The 20,057-nt window shown below is 60.5% G+C and carries 21 protein-coding genes and 1 tRNA gene; 8 read left to right on the forward strand and 14 right to left on the reverse strand.

What is annotated here, in order from left to right:
• The first annotated feature begins 1 nt into the window (after position 1).
• From VMW12_05310 to VMW12_05320, 3 genes are all read left to right on the forward strand, one after another.
• Positions 2-967 carry a hypothetical protein gene (locus VMW12_05310; protein HUZ49146.1) on the forward strand — a complete coding sequence of 322 codons (966 nt, stop codon included), beginning with the start codon at positions 2-4 and terminating at the stop codon, positions 965-967.
• 8 nt (positions 968-975) lie between these two features.
• A complete protein-coding gene (locus VMW12_05315) occupies positions 976-1,218 on the forward strand; it encodes a DUF2630 family protein (protein ID HUZ49147.1) in 243 nt (80 codons plus the stop codon).
• A 14-nt stretch (positions 1,219-1,232) separates the two neighbouring features.
• Positions 1,233-1,316 (forward strand) — tRNA-Leu (locus tag VMW12_05320).
• Between the two features lie 92 nt (positions 1,317-1,408).
• On the opposite strand, the gene VMW12_05325 is transcribed toward VMW12_05320, so the two are convergent.
• The gene (locus VMW12_05325; GenBank protein HUZ49148.1) at positions 1,409-1,834 is read right to left on the reverse strand and encodes an Lrp/AsnC family transcriptional regulator; all 426 of its coding nucleotides are present in this window, start codon (positions 1,832-1,834) and stop codon (positions 1,409-1,411) included.
• 213 nt (positions 1,835-2,047) lie between these two features.
• Between VMW12_05325 and VMW12_05330 the strand changes: the two genes are divergently transcribed.
• From VMW12_05330 to VMW12_05340, 3 genes are read left to right on the forward strand one after another with little or no spacing between them, the layout of a single operon-like run.
• Positions 2,048-3,001 (forward strand): S41 family peptidase, encoded by a 954-nt coding sequence (locus tag VMW12_05330; GenBank protein HUZ49149.1) that lies wholly within the window; start codon positions 2,048-2,050, stop codon positions 2,999-3,001.
• 45 nt (positions 3,002-3,046) lie between these two features.
• Positions 3,047-3,343, forward strand: coding sequence for a type II toxin-antitoxin system RelE/ParE family toxin (locus VMW12_05335; GenBank protein ID HUZ49150.1), 297 nt, complete (start codon positions 3,047-3,049; stop codon positions 3,341-3,343).
• Positions 3,344-3,355: 12 nt separating this feature from the next.
• On the forward strand, positions 3,356-3,670 hold the full coding sequence (locus tag VMW12_05340) for a HigA family addiction module antitoxin (GenBank protein ID HUZ49151.1): 315 nt from the start codon (positions 3,356-3,358) through the stop codon (positions 3,668-3,670).
• Between the two features lie 97 nt (positions 3,671-3,767).
• Here VMW12_05340 and VMW12_05345 read toward each other — a convergent pair whose 3' ends face one another.
• The 3 genes from VMW12_05345 to VMW12_05355 are packed head-to-tail and all read right to left on the reverse strand — an operon-like array spanning position 3,768 to position 5,658.
• Positions 3,768-4,784: a D-glucuronyl C5-epimerase family protein gene (locus VMW12_05345; GenBank protein ID HUZ49152.1), complete on the reverse strand. Its 1,017-nt coding sequence runs from the start codon at positions 4,782-4,784 to the stop codon at positions 3,768-3,770.
• Positions 4,785-4,790: 6 nt separating this feature from the next.
• A complete protein-coding gene (locus VMW12_05350; protein HUZ49153.1) occupies positions 4,791-5,078 on the reverse strand; it encodes a hypothetical protein in 288 nt (95 codons plus the stop codon).
• Positions 5,053-5,658, reverse strand: coding sequence for an acyltransferase (locus VMW12_05355; GenBank protein ID HUZ49154.1), 606 nt, complete (start codon positions 5,656-5,658; stop codon positions 5,053-5,055). Before VMW12_05355 ends, VMW12_05350 begins: the two co-directional genes overlap by 26 nt.
• A 120-nt stretch (positions 5,659-5,778) precedes the next feature.
• Here VMW12_05355 and VMW12_05360 point away from each other — a divergent pair, with 120 nt between their 5' ends.
• The gene (locus VMW12_05360; GenBank protein ID HUZ49155.1) at positions 5,779-6,486 is read left to right on the forward strand and encodes a hypothetical protein; all 708 of its coding nucleotides are present in this window, start codon (positions 5,779-5,781) and stop codon (positions 6,484-6,486) included.
• Positions 6,487-6,489: 3 nt separating this feature from the next.
• Here VMW12_05360 and VMW12_05365 read toward each other — a convergent pair whose 3' ends face one another.
• The 7 genes from VMW12_05365 to VMW12_05395 form a co-directional block, all read right to left on the reverse strand.
• Positions 6,490-6,894: a hypothetical protein gene (locus VMW12_05365; protein ID HUZ49156.1), complete on the reverse strand. Its 405-nt coding sequence runs from the start codon at positions 6,892-6,894 to the stop codon at positions 6,490-6,492.
• Between the two features lie 16 nt (positions 6,895-6,910).
• Positions 6,911-9,082, reverse strand: a complete 2,172-nt coding sequence (locus VMW12_05370) for a polysaccharide biosynthesis tyrosine autokinase (GenBank protein HUZ49157.1) — start codon at positions 9,080-9,082, stop codon at positions 6,911-6,913.
• A gap of 11 nt (positions 9,083-9,093) precedes the next feature.
• A complete protein-coding gene (locus tag VMW12_05375; protein ID HUZ49158.1) occupies positions 9,094-9,975 on the reverse strand; it encodes a polysaccharide biosynthesis/export family protein in 882 nt (293 codons plus the stop codon).
• Positions 9,976-10,141: 166 nt separating this feature from the next.
• Positions 10,142-10,909 carry a hypothetical protein gene (locus VMW12_05380; protein ID HUZ49159.1) on the reverse strand — a complete coding sequence of 256 codons (768 nt, stop codon included), beginning with the start codon at positions 10,907-10,909 and terminating at the stop codon, positions 10,142-10,144.
• Positions 10,870-11,658: a hypothetical protein gene (locus tag VMW12_05385; GenBank protein ID HUZ49160.1), complete on the reverse strand. Its 789-nt coding sequence runs from the start codon at positions 11,656-11,658 to the stop codon at positions 10,870-10,872. The genes VMW12_05380 and VMW12_05385 overlap by 40 nt, the downstream gene beginning before the upstream one ends.
• 620 nt (positions 11,659-12,278) lie before the next feature.
• A complete protein-coding gene (locus VMW12_05390; GenBank protein ID HUZ49161.1) occupies positions 12,279-13,586 on the reverse strand; it encodes a polysaccharide biosynthesis C-terminal domain-containing protein in 1,308 nt (435 codons plus the stop codon).
• A gap of 136 nt (positions 13,587-13,722) precedes the next feature.
• Positions 13,723-15,204, reverse strand: a complete 1,482-nt coding sequence (locus tag VMW12_05395) for an exopolysaccharide biosynthesis polyprenyl glycosylphosphotransferase (GenBank protein ID HUZ49162.1) — start codon at positions 15,202-15,204, stop codon at positions 13,723-13,725.
• Between the two features lie 122 nt (positions 15,205-15,326).
• Between VMW12_05395 and VMW12_05400 the strand changes: the two genes are divergently transcribed.
• The gene (locus VMW12_05400) at positions 15,327-16,550 is read left to right on the forward strand and encodes a glycosyltransferase family 4 protein (protein ID HUZ49163.1); all 1,224 of its coding nucleotides are present in this window, start codon (positions 15,327-15,329) and stop codon (positions 16,548-16,550) included.
• On the opposite strand, the gene VMW12_05405 is transcribed toward VMW12_05400, so the two are convergent.
• The 3 genes from VMW12_05405 to VMW12_05415 are packed head-to-tail and all read right to left on the reverse strand — an operon-like array spanning position 16,493 to position 19,964.
• A complete protein-coding gene (locus tag VMW12_05405; protein ID HUZ49164.1) occupies positions 16,493-17,731 on the reverse strand; it encodes a glycosyltransferase in 1,239 nt (412 codons plus the stop codon). The two genes, VMW12_05400 and VMW12_05405, sit on opposite strands and share 58 nt — an antisense overlap.
• A gap of 17 nt (positions 17,732-17,748) precedes the next feature.
• Entirely contained in the window at positions 17,749-18,990 is a 1,242-nt protein-coding gene (locus VMW12_05410) for a glycosyltransferase (protein HUZ49165.1), read from the reverse strand.
• Positions 18,987-19,964: a GNAT family N-acetyltransferase gene (locus VMW12_05415; protein ID HUZ49166.1), complete on the reverse strand. Its 978-nt coding sequence runs from the start codon at positions 19,962-19,964 to the stop codon at positions 18,987-18,989. Before VMW12_05415 ends, VMW12_05410 begins: the two co-directional genes overlap by 4 nt.
• Positions 19,965-20,057 lie beyond the last annotated feature (93 nt).

Raw genomic sequence — 20,057 nt, forward strand, 5'->3', positions numbered from 1 at the left:
CGTGAGCCGACACTACGCCGTTATTTCCATTGGCAGCAATTCAACGCGTGTGTTGCTTGCCGATATGGCACCCGAGCAACCGCATATCGATCTTGCGCGCTCGATCGGCACGCGGATCGGCGAGGGCTTAGTTGAAGGCGGCGCGCTTGCCGAAGAGCCCATGCGGCGAACTGCCGATGCGGTCCGCGCGCATCTTCGCGCGGTGCGCGGGCATTACGTCAAAATCTTCGCTATCGCCACGAGCGCGGTGCGGCGCAGCACCAACGGCGCCGCATTTGCCGAGCGCATTCACGATATCGTAGGGGTGCCGTTGCGCGTCCTTTCGGGCGATGAAGAAGCCTCGGCCTCGTATCGCGGCGCGACGACGGCGGTTCCCGCTGCGCCCGGCGCCCGGCTCGGCGTCATCGATACCGGGGGCGGGAGCACCGAATATGCCGTCGGCGACGGGCACGACCCCGAGCAGACCGTTTCGTGCGAGATCGGCGCCGTGCGCCTCACCGAAGCCGTCCCGGCGTTAGCGGGGCGACAAGGCGTCGTGGACTTGCTCACCATCGAGCGAGCCCGCGCGATCGCTCGCGAGGCGCTGGTGCCCCTGGCAGCCTTCCCCGCCGTCGAGCGCCTAGCGCTGGTGGGCGGCTCGGCAACGACGACCGCCGCGGTCGTGCGCGGCAAGAAGGGGAAGCTGGCGACGTTCGAGCTTACGCGCAGCGACCTGCAGCGCGCCCTAGTACGGCTGTGCGCCCTGGGGTATAAAGAGCGTAAGGATCTCCCCGGCATGAAGCCGCAACGGGCCGACATCCTCCCGGCCGGCATCATCGTGCTCGATGCCGCCCTGGAGTTGCTACAGCGCGATATCGCGACCGCGACGACGGCCGATTTGTTGTTGGGGTTTCTGCTACAGCAACGCGACGCATCCCCTATACACGAACACGCAGGCAGGATGCAGCCGACACGCCCCCGGAGGTAACGCACACGATGGAAGACCAGAACATTCACGCGCAGATCGAAGACCTGATCGCCCAGGAGCATGCGCTGCTCGAACACGGCGACCGCGGGACCCTTAGCGAGAACGATCTCGCTCGCCTCGAATCGCTCGAGGTTCAACTCGACCGGTATTGGGATTTACTCCGCCAGCGCCGCGCCCGCCGCGATGCGGGCCAAAATCCCGGCGAAGCACAGCTCCGCTCGGCAAGTACGGTAGAGCACTACCAACAGTAGCCGGTAGTGCCCACGGGATGATGGTGGAATCGGTAGACACAGCAGACTTAAAATCTGCAGTTCGAAAGAGCGTCCGGGTTCGAGTCCCGGTCATCCCATGAAATGTGCCCTTATGTGACGGCGCTTTGAGGGACCTGTAGCCGGTCGGCAAGGCCTCCAAAGCCTCGAACTCGATTGCTTATTGCGGGGCTTAACGGCGTTTGCGCAACAACTCGAATTTTCGGTCGCTTGCGATAACGCGGCTGTAGGTATCCCGTGTAATGCCGCCGACGCGAAGCGCTTCGATGATGCGCTGGAGATCGTGCTGATCGCGCGCGAGCACTTCCAGCACCCAATCATAATGACCGGTTGTGACTAGGGCACGCACGATGCCGGGTACGGTTGCGACCCGCGCCTCGAACTGTTCGGCCGTCGTCGTGGACTCCATTTTTACTTCGACGAGCGCATGAATCGTCAACCCGAATATCGATGGGTCGATCTCGGCGTCGTAGGAGAGGATCGCACGTCGCTCTTGCAGCTTGCGCACGCGCTCGGCAACCGCGTTCGCGCTCAAACCGACGCGTTCGGCTAAATCTTTGAACGAAATGCGTGCATCGGATTGTAAGGCACAGAGAATACGCGGTCAATTGCGTCGATCACCTTGTTTTCTTCGCTTGATTAGGCCAAATCTCCCTTAAAACGGTGTGAAGCGCGGCGCTTTCCGCGTTATCATCGTCGGAACGCATGCCGTCCGATTTAGCGTCTTCGAACGAAGGGGATTCGTGTAATGATTCCGGCGTTTGCCCTTGCGGCAACTGTAGCACTGACTAGCGCTCAAGTAGACAGCGTCATGGCAAACGCCGAGAAGGCGCTCAGCGCCTACGTCTTTCCCGAGTTCGGCGATAAAGCTGCCGCAATGTTGAAGGCAAAGACCCCGCAATACGAAGAGATTACGAATCCGAAGGCCCTGCGTATCACGGTGAATCGCGACCTTTTTGCTGTTACGCACGACAAACATGTTGGTCTTTGGTATCCCTTCAATCCTGAAGATGCCCCGAGCGATCACTCCGCAGCCGCGAAGTCTGCGCAACACGAAGGCGAACTGAAGAACAACTTCGGATTCGTCTCGGTACGCCGCCTACCGGGAGACGTCGGCTACGTCGATTTCGAGTATTTTTCGGGAGACCCCGAGGTCGCTCGAGCGGTGCAAGCTACGATGATGTTCGTCGCGAGTACCGACGCGCTGATCATCGACCTTCGTCATAATATGGGCGGCAATCCCATCGCCGCAGAAACGCTCGAAGGCTACTTCTTCGACTCGCAGCAACCCATCACATCGATGATGTTGCGGAATCCGAAAACCGCCATCACTACCGAAATTCAGCAGTACACGGCACCGACCGTCCCGGGTCCGTTGTATGTTGGCAAGCCCATTTATGTCTTGACTAGCGCGCACGCGTTTTCATGCGCCGAACAGTTTACATACGATCTGCACAATCTTAAGCGAATAACCATCGTTGGAGAAACGACCGGCGGTGGCGCGAATCCTGGCGACCCGCATAACCTCGGCCATTCGTTTGCAATTTTCATTCCGGAGGGGCGTGCGTATAGCCCTGTGACGAAGACGAACTGGGAGGGCACGGGGATCGCTCCGGACGTCCCCGTAGCAGAGGCTAACGCGCTACCCAAAGCCTACGGCCTCGCACTGCGCTACGTTTTGATGCACGACAAAAATGCCGGTGTGCATGACGAGGCAACGCAGGCTATTGCGGATCCGCAGAAAGCGCTGTTATCGCAGCCGTAGGTCAAGGGCCTTGTCGTTGTTGCTATATTCTGATAATATAGGACTATGATTAAGGTCTTCGCGGATACGGGCACCGAAGACATTTTTCGTGGTCGCGTCACTAAAGCCGCGCGTCGAGTGCTTCCTCTTGAGCTTCATGCCATAGCGCGCCGCAAACTCGCGGTGATCGATTATTCAAGCGATGTGGGGATGCTCCGAATTCCTCCGAGCAATCATCTGGAAGCGCTGGATGGCGATCGTAAGGGTCAGTACTCGATTCGAATCAATCGGAGATACCGTATTTGTTTCAGGTGGGATGAGGAAGAGTATGCCACCGCCGTTGAGATTGTTGATTACCATTAAGGGAGGAAGATTATGGCGAAAGCTATTGCGGGCAAGCCGCCGATAACGCCTGGCGAAATACTAATAGGCGAATTCCTTGAACCACTAGGCATTACGCAGCGAGCGTTTGCCAAAGCTATTGGCGTCAGCCCCGCTTATGTAAGCGATATCGTGCATGGGCGACGCGGCATATCACCTGAGATGGCACTCCGCTTTGAGGCGGCCTTAAAAATGCCAGCGCGGTTTTGGCTAAATGCGCAGCTTGCGAGCGACCTTTTTGCTGTAGAGTGTGATAAACGGGCTGCTGCGAAGCGTCGCAAGATCAGGCTTCTTAACGTCGCGGCATGACGCCGCCTTGGGAGGGTATCAAGCCGACGCTCGTGCGGACCGCGACGTCGATGTCGGATACCTCGTTGGCGCGCGAGTAGTCCCGCAGGCGCGCGTGTTACTGAAGTAGCGGCTGGGCGCCGCCTGGGATTGTATCGGCTTTGGTTGTGAAGCGCTCGGGTAGGCCGGCGAGCGTGTTCGCGAGCATGCGGGCGCGGCAGAGCGGGTCGTTCACGTAGGCGGACCATCGGTTCGCGACTTCGGCCAGTTGTGCGTTCGACGTCATTGCGCTCAACACGCGTAACTGGGCGATGTGAATGGCGTGGTATTTCAAAACGGCCACTTTCCGATGGCCGTTCTTCGAAACCAACAGGTCGTAATACGACCAATACCCTGCGTCGTACAGCGGCAGCGTTTGACAGATCGTTTCCAGCGCGTTGGCGAGCAACCCGGCAATCAAGGCGTCACCGGTTTTTTTATGTAGATCCCACAGGCCCCAATAGGCGAAGATATTGCCGTTGAGGATATGTGTGGCGGGCGCCACGGCGATCTCTTCAAAAAAAAGGAGCTTGCCCGCGCGCCAGCAGACGCCGCCCTCTCGAACGTCGTGCCGAAACACCTGCGCGGCGGTCAAAGCCGCCTCGAAATAGCCGTCGTTCGGGCATACCTCGGCGGCCCGCAACAGAAGCGAAATGGCCTCGCCTTGAGCCATCCCCGATATCCAGCCCGCGTCCGCGCCGTACGGCGCATTCGGGAAATCATACGCGTACGCTCCGGGCACGCCGTTGATCTGCATGTGATGATCGCGAAGCCAACGGGCCTGATGTAAGAAGTTCGCATGGGATCGGCGATCTGCATTCGCGAGCCACGCCGCATGATGGTGCAGTCCAAATTGCGCGATGCGGACGGGATGATATTTACCACCTTGCGGCGTGAGGATGACGCCGCGTTCGTCAAACGGAGCGCAAGTCCAATCCTCGCCCAACGTCTGTTGACCGGGGAACCAATCGATGTAATATGGGCCGAGCGTATCGCCGTCCGGCGAGGCTAATCGGTACGGGCGATCTGCCTCCCAGCGCACCGGAAATGCAAGGGCGAGCGAGCGTCGATATTTTCTAGGCAGTACCTGCTGCATGCGCCCTCACCACGAAATGCCGCCGTATTCGGAGTATCGCTGTGGAGACGTGCCTGGCGGCGCGCTATCGGCTAACTCCACGCGGGGAAAACGCGACGGAGCAAATGTGAGCTGCCCGCCGAACTCGTTCACGACCGTTACGCTCGGCCGTTCGCGCTGTTCTTCGATCTGAACCAGAGCGGCTTGGGCGCTCTCACGTTCGCGGAAATAGAGCGCCTGTGCTTGTGTCGAATACTCCCCGTGCAAAACGACGTACATCGCGCGAGCCTCACTTTGCGGCGCTGTATCGAGCATCTGCCGCTTCACGAAGCCCGGTGTCGACCGACCGAATCACGCGAGCCGGGTTGCCGGCCGCCACGGAATACGGCGGGATGTCCGACGTTACGATCGCGCCGGCTCCGATTAGCGAGTGGTGCCCGATGCGGACCCCGGGGACCAATACCGCGCCGGAACCGATCAGGACGTGCGATTCGACGATAACCGGCTCGAAACTGAATCGCAATTTTGTGTAGGGGTCGTTCACCCAAGGTTCGATTGGATTGGATCCATGGCTTGAAATAACCACGTGGGGTCCCAAGTGGACGTCGTCGCCGAGCTCTACGCCGCCGGCTCCCCAGATGACGCAGTACGGCCCGATCTCGCAGTTCTTGCCGGTTCGGATATACCCGCTGCCATCGCACCAATCCCCACCGGCGCAATTCAGATACGCGCGGTGATCGATAAAGAGGCCCGGTCCCGGGAAGAAGCGGTGTTCGGCTCGCAGCAACACACCGGTCGCAAAATGCACGTCGGGGAAGCGCTCGATCGTACGCTGTTCGCGTACGCTATGCCGCGCGGACGAAATATAGCTGCGCAACGTCGATAGGATGTTCATAGTGTCAGTATCCGTTGCGGCAGCCCCCAGCCATAGGCCCCAACGTTCCAATGCCGATAGGTGCAAGGGCCCAAGGCCGAAGTCGAGCGGCGGAAAACCGGTCGGGTGGAGGACTTCATTATGCATCAGCGTTCCAAGATATTCTCAACCTTTACCGCGGCCGCGATCGCGCTTGCCGCATGTGGTGGTGGGAATAGTTCGAGTCCGAGCGCAACACCCGGCGGCGTTCTGCCTGTTCCGGCAGCGGCCCCTACGCCGATTGTGTTGTTCGAAGGGGAGGTACTCGGAAACCCAACGTTTCCCGAAGGCGATACCTCAAGCGGGCCTCAAAATGGAGCGCCCTCGAGCGACGGCCTCACGTGCAACGGCGCTTCGGGCCCGCTCGCATTACATCATCACGCTCACCTGTCGCTGTACATGGGCGGAACGCGCGTTGCGATCCCGGCAGCGATCGGCATGTTTGATCCCGTAGCTGCGGTCAACGGAATTGTCAGCGGTGGGAAGTGCGACTACGATCTCCACACGCACGACGCATCCGGCATCATTCACGTCGAGTCGACAACTATCGCGCAATTCACGCTTGGTGAATTTTTCGATATTTGGGGCGAACCGCTTAGCACGACGGACATCGCCGGCGATAGTGCGCAGACGATGATCTTTACCGCGCAGGATCCCGGAAATGGGACCGCCGGACCGGCCTTTACGCAATATAGCGGAGACCCCAACGCGATCCAGTTGCTGCAACATGAAGAGATCGTTCTGGAAGTCGGCGCTCCGTTTGTCGTCCCCCCGCAGATCCCGAGCGTCAGCTTTCCCAGCGGCTTCTGAACGCTACCGGCTTCGAGTACGCTCGTCGAGCCGCCGGTCGATAAAACCGCCGCTCGACGCGGCGTATTTGAGGCCGGCGATAATCTCATCGCGTGTCGACGCTTTGGAGAAAACGGCGTTCGCGCCGGCCGCGCGGCAAGAACGCCACCATCCGGACTGTGGATCGCTGGTGGAGACGCAAAGGAGCGTCTCGGGGAGCAGCGTGCGAATGATGTTCAGCGCTTCCAACGGGTCGCGTTCGACAAAATCTAGGTCGATGAATACGGCATCCGGCTTGGCTTGTAGCAGGGCGTGCATGTCCGGTTGCGGCGTGACTTCGGTTACGTCGAAATCCGCCGCAATAAGCGTTTCCGAAAGCGCCGGGACGAAGATGTCCTGTGCTTCGATGAGGAACGAAAGCAGTCGCATGCTACCTCTTATCGGACTACCCGGATGTGATCATGCTTTGGCCGACCGCCGATTGATTGCCCTGTCCTAAATAGTAACCCGAATAGTCGATGTGGGTCGGTGCGACGCGGTTGAGCACGAAGCCCAGGATATTGCGCACCCCGACCTGTTCGAAACGCTTGAGCGCTTCTTTGGCTTTTCGTAGATCCGTCGCGCCGGAAGAGACCACGAAAATGGTGCCGTCCGTGCGCAGGCTTACAACTGCCGGGTCGAGCGTCGCCGTGGTCGCGGCACTATCGAAAATCACGCAGCGATATCTTTCGAGGGCGCGCTCCATTAACGCATCGAAGCGGCCGGACTCCAGTAATTTCAAGGGGTTGGGCGCGGTCGTACCGCTCGTGATCACGTCGAGTCCGGGATAGCGAGTCTGCCGGATGACATCGCTCAGATCTTTCGTTCCGGCAAGGAAGTCCGACAGGCCGACATCGTTTTTGAGCCCCAGCATCCGATGGATCGAGGGCCGGCGCATGTCTGAGTCGACCAACAAGATGTAGGGGTCGAACTCTGCCATCGCGATGGCGGTATTCAATGCAATCGTAGACTTGCCGTCGCCCTGAGTCGGGCTGGTGATGGATAACGAACGTACGGGATGGTCCAGCGAATACCGTACCGACATGAGAAGTTGCCAAAAGGATTCGATCGTGAGGGCTTTTACCCACGGCTGAACGAGTGCTCCGTCCTTGAGCTGAATCAGGGGCACCGATGCCAAGGGCGCGAGCGCGAGTTCTTGCTCGACGTCTTCCTGGTCTCGGGCTTTGCGATCGAAGAAGTCCATCACATATGCGGTCGTAATCGCAAGGATCAATCCAACCAGAATCGCCACCAATGTATTGAGGAGTAGATTTGGCCGCACGACGGCTCCCGCTGCCGTTGCGGGTTGCGTTACCGTGACGTCGCTGAGTGCCGTCGATTTCGCGACGGAGGCGTTGTCGTATTTGGACTGCAGAGCGGAGTATACGGTTTCGGCGGATTTTTGCGCGCGCTCGAGGTCCGCCAGCTGTGCCGCTTCTTTCGGTAGCTTGGCGAGCGAAGGATGCATCGCCACGCGCTGGCTATGCAGTGTGCTAATCTGCGAGCGAGCCGAAGCAATTTGTGCCCGCAATTGCGCCGCAAGCTGTTCCAACTGCTGGTACACCGGATTGGGAACGGTATTGCTGGACGCGACGATCGTCGACGGCGTCACCGCGATCTGACGTCGAAGTTCGGCCCGCTGGTTTTCGAGCGCCGTCACGGCCGGATACTTCTCGGTGTACTGGCGGCGCGCCGTGTCCAACTGCACGTCCACTTGCGCCAACTGAGTATCGAGCTGGGCGCGTACCGGATTAGGATCGATCGACGTCTGTCCGTTAATGTTTGCCGGCGTCACGTTCATCTGCGACTGAACGGTCGCCAACTGCGCCGCCGCCTGCCGTTGGTCCACTTGTTCTTGGCCGACCCTAGCATCGATCGCGGAGAGCGCGGAGATCAGGCCCTGCGTTTGTGTATTGATGTCGGCGATATTATGTGAGGTCTCGTAGGCGGCGAGCGCAGTCTGGGCGTCCGTCAGCCGCTGCTGCGCCGCCGGTAACTCTTTGGAGAGGAAACCGATAGCGCTAACCGCTTGTGCCGCGATCAAATCGCGCTGTCGTGAAATGACGACCGTTCCGAACTCGTTCGCGATCTTCGCCGACGTTACCGGATCCGACCACGTCACGGCCAGAGCCAGGATCGCCGTATTGGTAACGGGTTGGATGCTGACGTTCTTGAGCAACGCGCCGGGCGATGTGTGGAGGCCGAGATTCTGAATGACCTGCTGCGCTACCGGCGTCTCTTGAAAGAGTTCGGCATACGTTTCGGCCGATTGATTGCTGTTCGCGAGCAGCAAGGCATTTAATATGGGGAGCTCGCTATCGGGCGCCGCGTTTCCATTCGACGTTCCGCTCGTCCCAGCGATGAGCTTCACCACGGTCGTGTACGACTTCGGCGCGAGCAGCGACGCGATCACGACGAGGAGGACGAATCCGGCGAAGACGGCGATCATGACCTTGAACCGGCGTTCGAAGAGCCGTAGGAGGGAGCGGCCGTCGCGCGTATCTGCGGATTGCGTCGGGATTGTGGTTGTGCCGGGGAGTGCGGCAACGGCGTTGCCGTTGGTCTGCAAACGGTCCACGTGGTGCTCCTTCAGAGGATGCGGCTAAGCAGGTAGAGGAATGCGGTCAGCCCACCGCTATGATTGTGCTGCGAGGCCTGAGGGACGTAGATGACGTCGCCTTTTTGAAGCGCTACGTCATAGTTGGTTTGCCCTTGCTCGAGTGCCCGATAGAGATTAATTTTGTAGGTCGCCGATTTACCGTCCGCCAGCGTTCTTACGAGCCGAATATTATTGAGATCGGCTTGAGCGCCGGCGCTGTTACCGGCCTTCGCAATGGCCATCGAGAGACGGTCGCCTTGGTTGAGCACGATCTGCCCGGGATGGTCGACGGCTCCCACGACCTCTACGTCAAACTGCATCGGGCCCGGAACGTAGACGACGGTGCCTTCCTGCACCGGCAAGTCGAGCGCGGTGTCGCCGTCGTGCAGCAATTTCTGCAGAGACACGGTTTGGATTTGCTGGGCGCCGTCAGAGACGCGCGCGTTCGGCAGCAGTCCGTCGACTTCGCCCAGTCCGCCGGCGGCCGCAATCGCGTCGGTCAAGCGAGCGCCGGAACGAAGCGTGTATTTGCCCGGCGTCTTCACGTTGCCGAGGACCAAAACGTTGGGCTGGCCCTGTTGCGCGATCATCACCGTGACGACCGGGTGCTTGACGTACTGAGTCAGGCGGTGCTTCAGGGCGTTCTCCACTCCTACGGGAGTCAGTCCCGCAACCGGCACTTGCCCGATCAGCGGATACTCGATCGAACCATCGGGCAGGACCGTGACGGTCTGCGTGAGCGTTGAATCGCCATAGACCTGAACGGCGAGCTGGTCGCCGGCGTGTACCTGATATTGCGATGTCTGTGCACGTAGCGGCGTTCCCCACGCGAGGAGGCACAACACGGTGAGAAGGGCGAGCAATTGACGCATGGCGTCTCCTGTTTTTAGGACTAGTGGAACGGCTTGGCGGTGTCGTTGTCAATGTAGCATGTGATCGACGCCACGGCAGGCTCCAATTTGTCAGCTTGGCTAGGATAAAAGAACTGCGTATCGCGCCGTTGTTTAGGACCATTGGGTCGTAGGCGTTGGGACGCGATCAATACGAGCACGTACAAGCCCCCGGCGGTATATATGGCGGCGTGAAACCGCTAATAGTGCCGCCGCGGCCACCGAGTACAAAGACGAGTGCGCTCAGAAGGAAGGGTAGGATGTCCGTGCGCCGGCGGCTGGGCCGGATGATGGTATCTGCCGGCGGCGGCGGCGCATCTACCACCGAATATCGAGCGGGAAGCGTCGGGGCGTCTTTCGGCACGATCGCGTCGGGCACGTTCACGGCAACGGTTTGAATGCTGGGTACCTTCGGAACCTCGGCGACGACCGGAAGCGCGCGTCGCACGAGCGAAAGATTTCCGCAACGGGCCGGAATGAAGACAGCCAAGATCGCATCGGGTTCGTGCAGATCTGCTTCCCAGCCGCGCGTGTTCGCCGGGATGGTGACGTCGTGGATAACATATACGCGGCCGGCATCCGACCACGTCATCGCATCCAAATGTTGCGGCACCGTGACCCACGCGAGCTCGTTGCTTTCGATGCGATCGGAGAGTTGTGCGTATTCGGCCTTCGTTAAGCCGAGTTCGGCGCCCGCCGCTTTGAACAGCGTTTGCCGAACGGCGATATGTTGCCGAAGATCGGGAGTCGAAGCACTATCTCCTAACAGTGGGAACGTGCCCAGTTCGGAGATGACGACCGCTTTCGCGTCGACTGCACGAACGTTGAGAAGTACGCAAGCGCACAAGCTCAAGAGTGCGAGTGCAAAGCCGCGCATTACGGCGTCGGCGTCCCGGTGCAGCCGCCCGACGGGCATGGGGTTGGCAGACTCGGTTCGGTCGCAGCGCTTTGCTGCACGTTTGCTAAATCCGTATTGATGGTGCCCGCGTTTGGATTTGTCGGGAGATTTCGATTCCACGGCGGCGCCATGGGATAGAGCGACTTTCCCGCTGCCTGGGACGCGCTGATGTCGGTCAGTAATGTACTTTCTGCGGCACTCACCGGCCCCGAGCGCATGCGTGCGACCCAGCTGGCGATCGTTGAAAAATTCCAATCGTCGTAAGCTAGATTGGCCGGCGGCGTTGCGTCGGAGAATCGAAACACGTAGAGCGCGGCTGCTGCCTGAGCCGGGTCGGTCCCAGCGCCGGGGCCGGCGCTAAGCGTGAGGTTATTGGCCGGCACCGTGCCGACGTGCTCCATCGTCCAACTCTCGGTATTAAAGCCGCTCGTAACGATGAGATAGTTGCGGCCTCCCACGAGGCTGTACGTCCCGGAAGGGATGCCGGAACTGCTACTCGGCAGAGCGATCATTCCGTTCGCATCGGTCGAAGTCTGGCCGGCGAGTGCGGTTTGGCCCGCGTCGGGCTGGCAACCACACGAAAAGACAACCGAGTCTAACGCTAGCGTCTCTGGGCCCGTGGGCCCGTTAACCTGAGCGAGGATCGCGGCGGGATTCGGCTGCGGCGTCTGCACGGGTACAACCTGCGTCGGCGTGCCCGTGGAACCCGAACCCGAACCTGAGCCTCCCCCGCCGCCGCACGCGGCGAGGAGGAAAAGTGTAGCCATGGTGGCCCAATATGTACGTTTCATGACGCGATTGTTTCATGCGGCAGGGACGGCCGGGAGCGACGAAAAGCCCTAAAAATATGGGTAAAATGCGCCGATGAGCAAGGCTCTTGTCTACGGGATCGCGTCAGCGTGCGCCGCCGCATTGGTCCTATCGGCCGCTCTCAAAGTCCCATTATTGCGCTCCGAGGCTCGTCGATTGTACGATGCGGTTCGATCCCAGCATCCACTTCGCGTCGGGGATGCATTGCCGGCCATTCATCTCACCGATTTGCGTGGTGTTCCCGTCACGTTAACGGCGCGACGCAACCGCGTCCTCGTCATCAATGTCTTTGCCACGTGGTGCGTGCCTTGTCAGAGCGAGATGCCCGCCCTGGCTGCGCTGGATCGGCACGTTCCAAGAGGCGTGGATATCGTCGGTATCGATCAAGGCGAGCCTGCAACGCGAGTATCCAGCTTCGTCCAGGCCATGAACGTCCGGTATCCGGTTCTCCTGGACGCGTCCTTGGCCACAAGCGCGCTCGGAGCTAGCCTCATCCCGACAACCATCGTTGTGGGACCGGACGGACGCGTAACAAGCATCGTTCAGGGGCCACTCGATCTAGAGGGGTTCGGGGCACTCATTGCGCGGGTGCGCCGGCCTTAAGCGCTCGCACGCGCGCTATCAGGCCATGGAAGGCGGACACGTAGTGTTGAACGTCCCTGCGATCGATAAGAAAGAGGCGGTGCATGGGCACGTTGGTTATTCTGCAAAAATAGACCGCCGCGATCGCCAGCGAAATGGAATACGACGCCGACGTACCGATCGCTCCCGCTACCATGCCAAAGCGGTGAATCAGCGCAATGGTTACGAGCGCGCACGACAGGGTTGAAACGCCTAGTATGACGGTCATGACCCCCGGCTTACCCACCTGTTGGACGAGAAACGTTCCAAAAAACGGCGTCGAGCAATAGGCGATAATACCGGGTAGCAGCCATCGAAGCACTTCGCCGGCGGGAGTAAAACGCGGGCCGTACATCGCGGTGATTAACGGCGGCCCCGCAAAGAAGAGAATCAAGGCTCCCGCACCCACGACCGTAAAGGCGTGCCGTACGCACGTTGCGGTAAGCTCCGCTGCTCGTTCGAAGCTTCCGGAGCAGACCAGACCGAAGGTGGACGATGCCAGCGGCTGGCTCAGATGCCACAGCATCTGCCCGACCCCGATCGCAACCGTATAAATTCCAAGGGCCGGGGCGCCCAAAAACGCGAAGACGATGAAGATGTCGATCTGGTAGTTCAGCGCGGCAACGAGTTGGTTGAGGGTCGCTTTGGTGCCAAACTGCAGTTGGCGCTTTACTGCGGCCGCGACGTTATCGGCCGGCCCGTCGTATCGGCGCGATATGTAAAAGGAACGGACCGAGAGCGCCGCATAGACGGCGATCCAACAGCCAAACAGTATGTCCAAGGTAGCGTGAAAGAGAACGCACGCCACAAACGCCGCGGCGAAAAAAAGCGTGGTGAGCAATAAATTTTGAACGTTTTGCGTACGAACGTCGCCATCCGCCAGCGGAAAGGCTAGAGACGTCTGGTTGAATAGAGCAAACGGAAATACGGCCGCGACCACGAGCAAGAGCGGTTGGTGCAATGCGACCGATGCGATCGTAAGGGCGATGGCCAGCGACGCCGCGATGACGGTCATAACTCGACGAAGCGCGTGCAGCACGGTACCGCTTGCGATCTTTAGGCGGCCATATTGGTACGAGACGGCTGCCGATTGGCCGGACGAAACCGTCAGAAGCAGGCCCAGCACCGCCGCGACGTAGCTAAAGAGCCCTTTGTCGCCCGGGCCGAGCGTGCGCGCGATCACGATGCCGGTTGCGACCCCGGCGGCTTGAGCAAGCAAACGGATGGCGAGCGTCTCGGCAGATTTAGAAACGATGCTGGGCACCCCTATACCATATCAGCTCTTCGGTGCGCGTTGGCCCTAGGTGGCGGTAGGAACCCTTGGGGCTTTCGTCCTTGCCGAAAGTAAAAAGGCCCGAACCCGGAGGCTCGAGCCTTTTGTTTTTCGTTCGCTACGGATTCTAGCGGGCCGAAGCGAAGAAAACTTCCGTCGCGGTTTTGAAGATGAGCGAGAGGTCGAGAAGCAGCGACCAGTTTTCTAGATAGAACAGATCGTAGCTGAGCTTTTCGCCGATATCCGATTCTTGTAGTGTGCGTGCCATGTGCAGTTGGCTCCAGCCGGTGATCCCGGGCCGCACGAAATGCCGTTCGTCGTAACGCGGAAGCGTTCGGCGAAAAACCTCGACAAAATAGGGTCGCTCGGGCCGCGGCCCGACGACCGACATCTCGCCGCGGAGCACGTTGATAAATTGCGGAAGTTCGTCCAGGCTGGTGCGGCGCAGGAAGCGGCCGAGCCGCGTTACGCGAGTATCGCCCGGGCGCACCCACACCGGCCCGCTTTCGACCTCGGCATTCGCGCTCATCGAACGAAACTTGAGCATCTCAAACGGCTTTCCGAATTGGCCCACGCGGGTCTGAGCATACAAGACGGGGCCTTTATCGACGAGCCTAATCGCCAGAGCGATGATACCCATGGGGATCGCCGCTACCGCGAGGGCGGTCGTGGCGACCGCGATATCCAGCAGGCGCTTGAGAAAGCCGGCGAGCGGCGTGCAGGCTCGCAGGGAGCGTGGCACGAGCAGCGCCTGTTGACCTTGTAGGCGCAGGTCCAGAGAATAAGCGTGGGAGACGACGCGCGGAAGCGCAAACGCGATATCCATGCTGTAGCGTTGTGCGACGCTTACCAGCACCGGGATGAAATCCGGAGGGAGAAGCTCCGTGAGCAGCAATCGCTGGCACCCGTGCGATACCGCACGTAAAAACCAGTCGGCGCTCGTGACCGTCGCTTCGTTTGCGACGTTTTTCGAAAACGTCTCTTCTACGGGATCGATGAATATTTGAAACACGCGGCAGGATGCCGGGAAGTTGAGCGAGTGGATCGCGGCTTCGACCCTATCCTTGCACCCGACGACCGCAACGCATTCCGTCCGCGGCATGAGAACCGTGTTCCGCAGTGCATGCAAAGCGGCGCGGACGCTACCGACACCAACCACGGCGAGCCCCAACGAAAGAAGGAGCATCAAGCGCGATGTGGATACCGCCGGCCAAAGAGTAAACAAGGCGAACTGCGGGACGACGCCGATGCAGAGAGCCGCCGCGGAGTAGTACACTTCGTCCTTGGTCGAAAGCGCAAACGTGCATTTGTAGAGGCCCAGGCGCTGAAACGTAATGAGCCAAATAGCGATGAAGATGATTGCCGTATGTGAAAAAACGTAATACGTGTCGGCCACGGATTCCGTGCCCTGGACGATGGAGGCGGCAAGGTAGGTCGAGATGAGGAACATGCAGATGTCGGCGCCGACGAGCACGGCGATCGAACTGCGTGAGAAACTCGCTGGCTTCTGTTGCGGTTTTGCGGTACTGATCTGGCGTTCTAGGAGTTCGCGGGCCGGGCTCGATACCTGAGGATCGGGCGACCCCTTGGGAATAACCATTGCTGCCATGGCACAAGCGTACGCAGAAGCGTTACTGGTCCATAGAGACCTCCAGGGTGGACGAAGGCCTCCAATGCACCACGACCACAGGACTCAAGGATACCCAAAAGCCCTAACGCAAAGCCTGCACGATGGACACGCTACACGATTCGCGCCGCATTCTGGTGATCACGCAGTTTTTTCCGCCCGAGACCGGGGCGGCAAGCCACCGCGTCGGCGCATTTGTGAGTCGTTTAGCGGAGCGAGGCCACGAGGTAACCGTGGTCACCACCCACCCCAGTTGGCCGACGGGTGAGTTAACCGAGCCGTATCGGCGGAAGCTCTGGAGGCACATGCGGCGGGCCGACGGCGTGCACGTTCTCTCCGTCTGGTCGTATGTAACCCGATCGTTCTCCCGGCGCTCCAAGCTGGCCAATATGTTGACGTCGGCGCTAACGTGTTCCATCGCCGCGTTGTGCCGTACGCACAGGGCGGATATCGTATACGTGAGTTCGCCGCCGATTACGCTGGCGCTTCCGGCTCTGCTCGCGAGCTTCCGGCACCGTGCCAAACTCGTGGTCGACGTTCGGGACGTCTACCCGGAGGTAGCGGCGCGTATCGGCGAGTGGAGCGAATCCGGGGCCTTGTACCGCGTCGTCGGGCACGTTGCGAAGGCTCTATATCGCAGGGCGGCGCTCGTCACATGCGTGACGGAAACGTGCGCGGAGGCGATCCGCGCCCGCTCCGGAGGGCATACGAACGTACGGATCATTCCCAACGGATACGATGTGGTGACCCCTGCCTCGGAAGCCCCGTTCGTGAAAGGGCCGGGAGAATTCGTCGCATCGTATACGGGCAACCTCGGGCTAGCGATCGGCGCCGATATCATGGTGCGCGCCGCGCATCTGCTGCGGAACGATTCGCGATTCAAGCTGGTGTTGGTCGGCGACGGCGCCGAGCGCGAACGCATCCTGGAGCTGATCGGGGAGCTACAGCTCACGAACGTCGTTCTGTTAGGGGCGCTCGACCGTCAGCGCACGTTTGCTGTCCAGGCGCTCTCCGACGTGTGCGTGATCCCGTTGCGCAAGGGCGTCGTGGACAGCTTGCCGACCAAAATGATGGACGCGTTAGCGCTTTCGCGGCCGATCATCGTCTGTGCCGACGGCGAAGCCAAACGATTCGTCGAGGCCGCACACGGCGGCGTGGCCGTTCCGCCGGAGGATCCTCGCGCGCTGGCCGACGCGCTGACACGGTTTGCGCGCGATCCGCGTGCGTTATCGGAAATGGGAAAAAGCGGCCGGAGTTTCGTACAGGAGCGCTACAATCGGGCCGGACTGGCGGAAGCGTTCTGCGCCGAGATAGCGCTGCTGTGCTGAACGGCGCTCTGCATCAGATACGTCAGGCGGCGGACGTTGGTGGATGCGTCGTAATGCGCTTCGACGTGCCGGCGAGCCGCCGTTCCCATAGACTGTGCTAGGAACGGATCGTCGAGCAGCCTTCGCATCGCTTCCGTAAGTTCGTCGACATGATCGCGTCGAACGAGCATCCCGTGCGGGTGGAAGACCAACTCTCGTACGGAGCCGCTATCGGTTGCGATGCAGGGGATACCGGCGGCCATGGCCTCGATCAACGAGACGGGCACGCCTTCTTTCAACGAGCCCTTTTGGATGCTCGTCAAGACCACTGCGCGGTATGTTCCCGCTTGCATCAGGTCGATCAAATCGTCGTGTTCCACGTGGCCCAGCAGGCGAACGTCATGCTGCAAGTCCAGACGCAGAATGCTCTGTTCGATGTGAGCGCGCAACGGTCCATCCCCCGCTAGATCCAATCGAAAATGGCGGCCGGCGCGACGTAATTGCGAGCATGCCTCCAGGAGCGCGTCGTGCCCCTTCACCGGTACGAACGATGCGGCACACAAGAACGCAGGCTCTTGGCGCGGAGTATCGATGCTTGCAACGTTCGGCAAACGGACCCCTACTCGAACGCACTCGATCGAATCGTGCCGGCCGCTCTTGTCGCGCAACGCACTCGCGCCTTCCTGCGAAATCGCGCGGATGAATGCCGCCGAACGGCATTTGTTCTTCGTCATGTTCCGCGCGTAAATATCCCAGCGATGCGCGCTCGCACTCCAGGAGATGCCAAGCACCTGCGCGATGACGAATGCAGCGGTCGCCGGGGTCGAAAGCCAGTATGCGTGGACGTGGTCGATCGCGGCGAGACGAAACTGTCGCGCCAGATAGAGCGAACGCGGGAAGATCGCCAGGTTTTTCAATAACGATAGGAGCGACTCGGAATGCAGCGCGACGGCGCGCAGCGCGCCGAGCGTGCGGAGCGGAGATCTCGCGCATTCCACCGCGGCATCTCGCGCGACGCGAAGGCGCCCGGGGAGACGTATCGCGTGCGCTCGGCTTCGAAAGAAACGCTCGTTGCCGGACGAATGCAACGGCGCCAGCACCAAGTCATCAACGTCCGCCAAGAGCGCCCGTTCCTCGGCGGCGAAGAAGGCTTCGGCCGAGCGGCTAAACGGGTATTTGCTGGTAATGACGGCGATGCGCACCGCGAACCTAGACGATCTTACGTTTCACGAATCGCCGCCGTGGATGCCGAATCCAACAGGCCGGCGAACGCGCGTGCCATTTGACGAGCGTCGAATGGCTTCCACTGGGGATTCTGTACGAATTCATGCCGGCCGCTTTGATAGCCCTCGTAGAGTTGCACGAGTGCGTCGGCACACGCGCAGGCGTCTGCCGCGAACAGACCGATGCCGCTTTCTTGCAGCAAGGGCCGCAGGACACTGTTCGCGGGTCCGATCGCAAGGATGGGGCGGCGCGCCGAAATATATTCGAAAATCTTGCTTCCGAATTCGCCGGCAGTACGCGGGTCCATGTTGAGCAGGATGAGAAGCACGGCGGCCTGACGTTGCTTGCGCACGACCTCGTCGCGAGGAATGATGCCGCTCGCATTCACGCAATCGGCGACGTCGAACGCTTGCGCGCGCTCGCGAATGTAAATCTCGTCGGGACCGTAGAAATCGGTCGTTACGAGACGTCCCGCAGCGTGCTGCCGGTCTCGTAGTTGACGGATTGCGGCGAAGAGCGGATCGGGGCAACGCTTACCGTTGTACAGGAGCCCCGTGTAACAGATAGTGAATGCCGTGGGCGCCGAGGACTCGATCGGAGCCTCGGCGACGACGTCGGGCCCATTGGGGATCACGTGAATCGATGCCGCGGGCAACAAGCGCTTCAATGTGTCCTGCAGTGCCGGCGCTACGATGCTGATGCTTGAGGCATACCGCATGACGGTTCGCTCGAGGACGGCGGAAAGCGGGCCGCTCCGTATGACGTTTTGGTAGGGGTTCCCGGTCCACAGATCGCGATAATCCGCGACCCAAGGGATGCGGAAACGTTTGGAAAGCAAGGCTGCGGCGAGATGAGCGGAGTGCGGCGGCCCGGTCGAGAGCAGCGCGTGGTATTGCCTGCGCCCAATCAGCCGAGTCGCGGCGGAGGTCGCGGCCGGAAGCCAACCGACCTGTCGGTCCGGAAAGCATAAAAAGCCTGCGCTCTCACGTAAGATGGCTCCGGCAAAGCTTCGTTTTGGAACGTTCGGGGAGGCCACAACCGTGCGGGCTTTCGACGGGCTTAAGCGGTCGCGTACGCGGACCACGTCAGCCGTCGACTGACACCCGGCAAGCTCTCTCGATACGACGTCGACATTCCAACCAAGCTCGGAGAGATATTTTTTCATATAACCGGCGCGTAGCGCTCCCGCTTCGGGTTCCGGCGGAAAATAATACGAGAGCAGCAGTGCGTTTCTCATGAGGCTCGAACTCGCAGAAGCTGCTTCGCACGCTCCACCAAGGCCGAGCGCGCAGACTGGGATCGATGCGTCCCATATGCGATCAGGCGCGCCCCGAGCCCACGTTTGAAGCGCTCGACGCCCGGGAGCCCTTCGCTGGCACCAAGGTTATACCAGCGAACACCGCGCGCGCAGGCCTGCTGCATCATGGCGGAGTTGAGCGCATTGCTGGGACGCATCGTGCCGAATTCGGCGCGCATCGCAGCCGAAAAGAAAAACGCTTCCGAGCGTCCGTACAGCATCACGCCGCCGGCAATCACTTGATTGTCGAGCTTCGCGAACCAGAACTCAACATCAGACGACCCGTGCAAAGCTTCGAATAACGCGGCCGGAATGGCGGGCTTATCCAATCCCCATCGCTCGCTGGCATCGCACAGCAGCGCGTAGTACGCGCCGACGGCATCGCTGGAACGATCGATTTCACACCTCACGCCGCGCCGAAACGCTTGCCCCGCCATGCGGCGAGCCCGGCCGTCCCATCCGGCAATGACCGCTTCGAACCCGGCGGTCAAATCGACGGCGGCCGTGGAAAAGCATGGATCGCCGGCCGGGGGAAGCCCCGGGTCCAGCGGCCACAGCGTCAGCGCCACTCTGTCGCCGATCGAACCGAGTGCGCGAACCAGCGATTCGTAGTGCGCCGGTACGAGTTCGCCGCCGGTCACGGGTAATAATGCAGTGTACGAACCCAGCGGCATGCCCGCGTATTCGTTAAGCCGCAGGCGCGACCGCGAGCGCATTAACGGGAGAATGCATTCCATTCCGTCCGAAAAGCGCACGCGCACGGGCGAACTGAGAAGCCCCGGAAAGGCAGCCGCACAGGCGGCAGCCCACGAGGTGGTCGCAAAGAACGTCGCCGGAGGAGAGGCGCGCTGCGCGTCTTCCCAGTCGCCGGTACGTGCGGGCTGAATACCCACAACAGAAATCCGTTGGTCCACGCTTGTAGCATGCCTCAAAATTGCGCCAGAGCCGTGGGACTTTTGAGACCTATCGAAGGGCCGAGCGTCCATCGCATTTTCGGGTTGCCGATG

This window comes from Candidatus Dormiibacterota bacterium (assembly GCA_035532835.1).
In the GTDB taxonomy this organism is placed as follows: Bacteria; Vulcanimicrobiota; Vulcanimicrobiia; order Vulcanimicrobiales; family Vulcanimicrobiaceae; genus DAHUXY01.

What these genes read in the sequence shown, in the direction of transcription:
- VMW12_05315 (HUZ49147.1), top strand. Translation starts at nt 976, where the DNA reads ATGGAAGACCAGAACATTCACGCGCAGATCGAAGACCTGATCGCCCAG.
- VMW12_05330 (HUZ49149.1), top strand. Translation starts at nt 2,048, where the DNA reads ATGGCAAACGCCGAGAAGGCGCTCAGCGCCTACGTCTTTCCCGAGTTC.
- VMW12_05335 (HUZ49150.1), top strand. Translation starts at nt 3,047, where the DNA reads ATGATTAAGGTCTTCGCGGATACGGGCACCGAAGACATTTTTCGTGGT.
- VMW12_05340 (HUZ49151.1), top strand. Translation starts at nt 3,356, where the DNA reads ATGGCGAAAGCTATTGCGGGCAAGCCGCCGATAACGCCTGGCGAAATA.
- VMW12_05345 (HUZ49152.1), bottom strand. Translation starts at nt 4,784, where the DNA reads ATGCAGCAGGTACTGCCTAGAAAATATCGACGCTCGCTCGCCCTTGCA.
- VMW12_05350 (HUZ49153.1), bottom strand. Translation starts at nt 5,078, where the DNA reads ATGCTCGATACAGCGCCGCAAAGTGAGGCTCGCGCGATGTACGTCGTT.
- VMW12_05355 (HUZ49154.1), bottom strand. Translation starts at nt 5,658, where the DNA reads ATGAACATCCTATCGACGTTGCGCAGCTATATTTCGTCCGCGCGGCAT.
- VMW12_05360 (HUZ49155.1), top strand. Translation starts at nt 5,779, where the DNA reads ATGCATCAGCGTTCCAAGATATTCTCAACCTTTACCGCGGCCGCGATC.
- VMW12_05365 (HUZ49156.1), bottom strand. Translation starts at nt 6,894, where the DNA reads ATGCGACTGCTTTCGTTCCTCATCGAAGCACAGGACATCTTCGTCCCG.
- VMW12_05375 (HUZ49158.1), bottom strand. Translation starts at nt 9,975, where the DNA reads ATGCGTCAATTGCTCGCCCTTCTCACCGTGTTGTGCCTCCTCGCGTGG.
- VMW12_05380 (HUZ49159.1), bottom strand. Translation starts at nt 10,909, where the DNA reads ATGCCCGTCGGGCGGCTGCACCGGGACGCCGACGCCGTAATGCGCGGC.
- VMW12_05385 (HUZ49160.1), bottom strand. Translation starts at nt 11,658, where the DNA reads ATGGCTACACTTTTCCTCCTCGCCGCGTGCGGCGGCGGGGGAGGCTCA.
- VMW12_05395 (HUZ49162.1), bottom strand. Translation starts at nt 15,204, where the DNA reads ATGGCAGCAATGGTTATTCCCAAGGGGTCGCCCGATCCTCAGGTATCG.
- VMW12_05400 (HUZ49163.1), top strand. Translation starts at nt 15,327, where the DNA reads ATGGACACGCTACACGATTCGCGCCGCATTCTGGTGATCACGCAGTTT.
- VMW12_05410 (HUZ49165.1), bottom strand. Translation starts at nt 18,990, where the DNA reads ATGAGAAACGCACTGCTGCTCTCGTATTATTTTCCGCCGGAACCCGAA.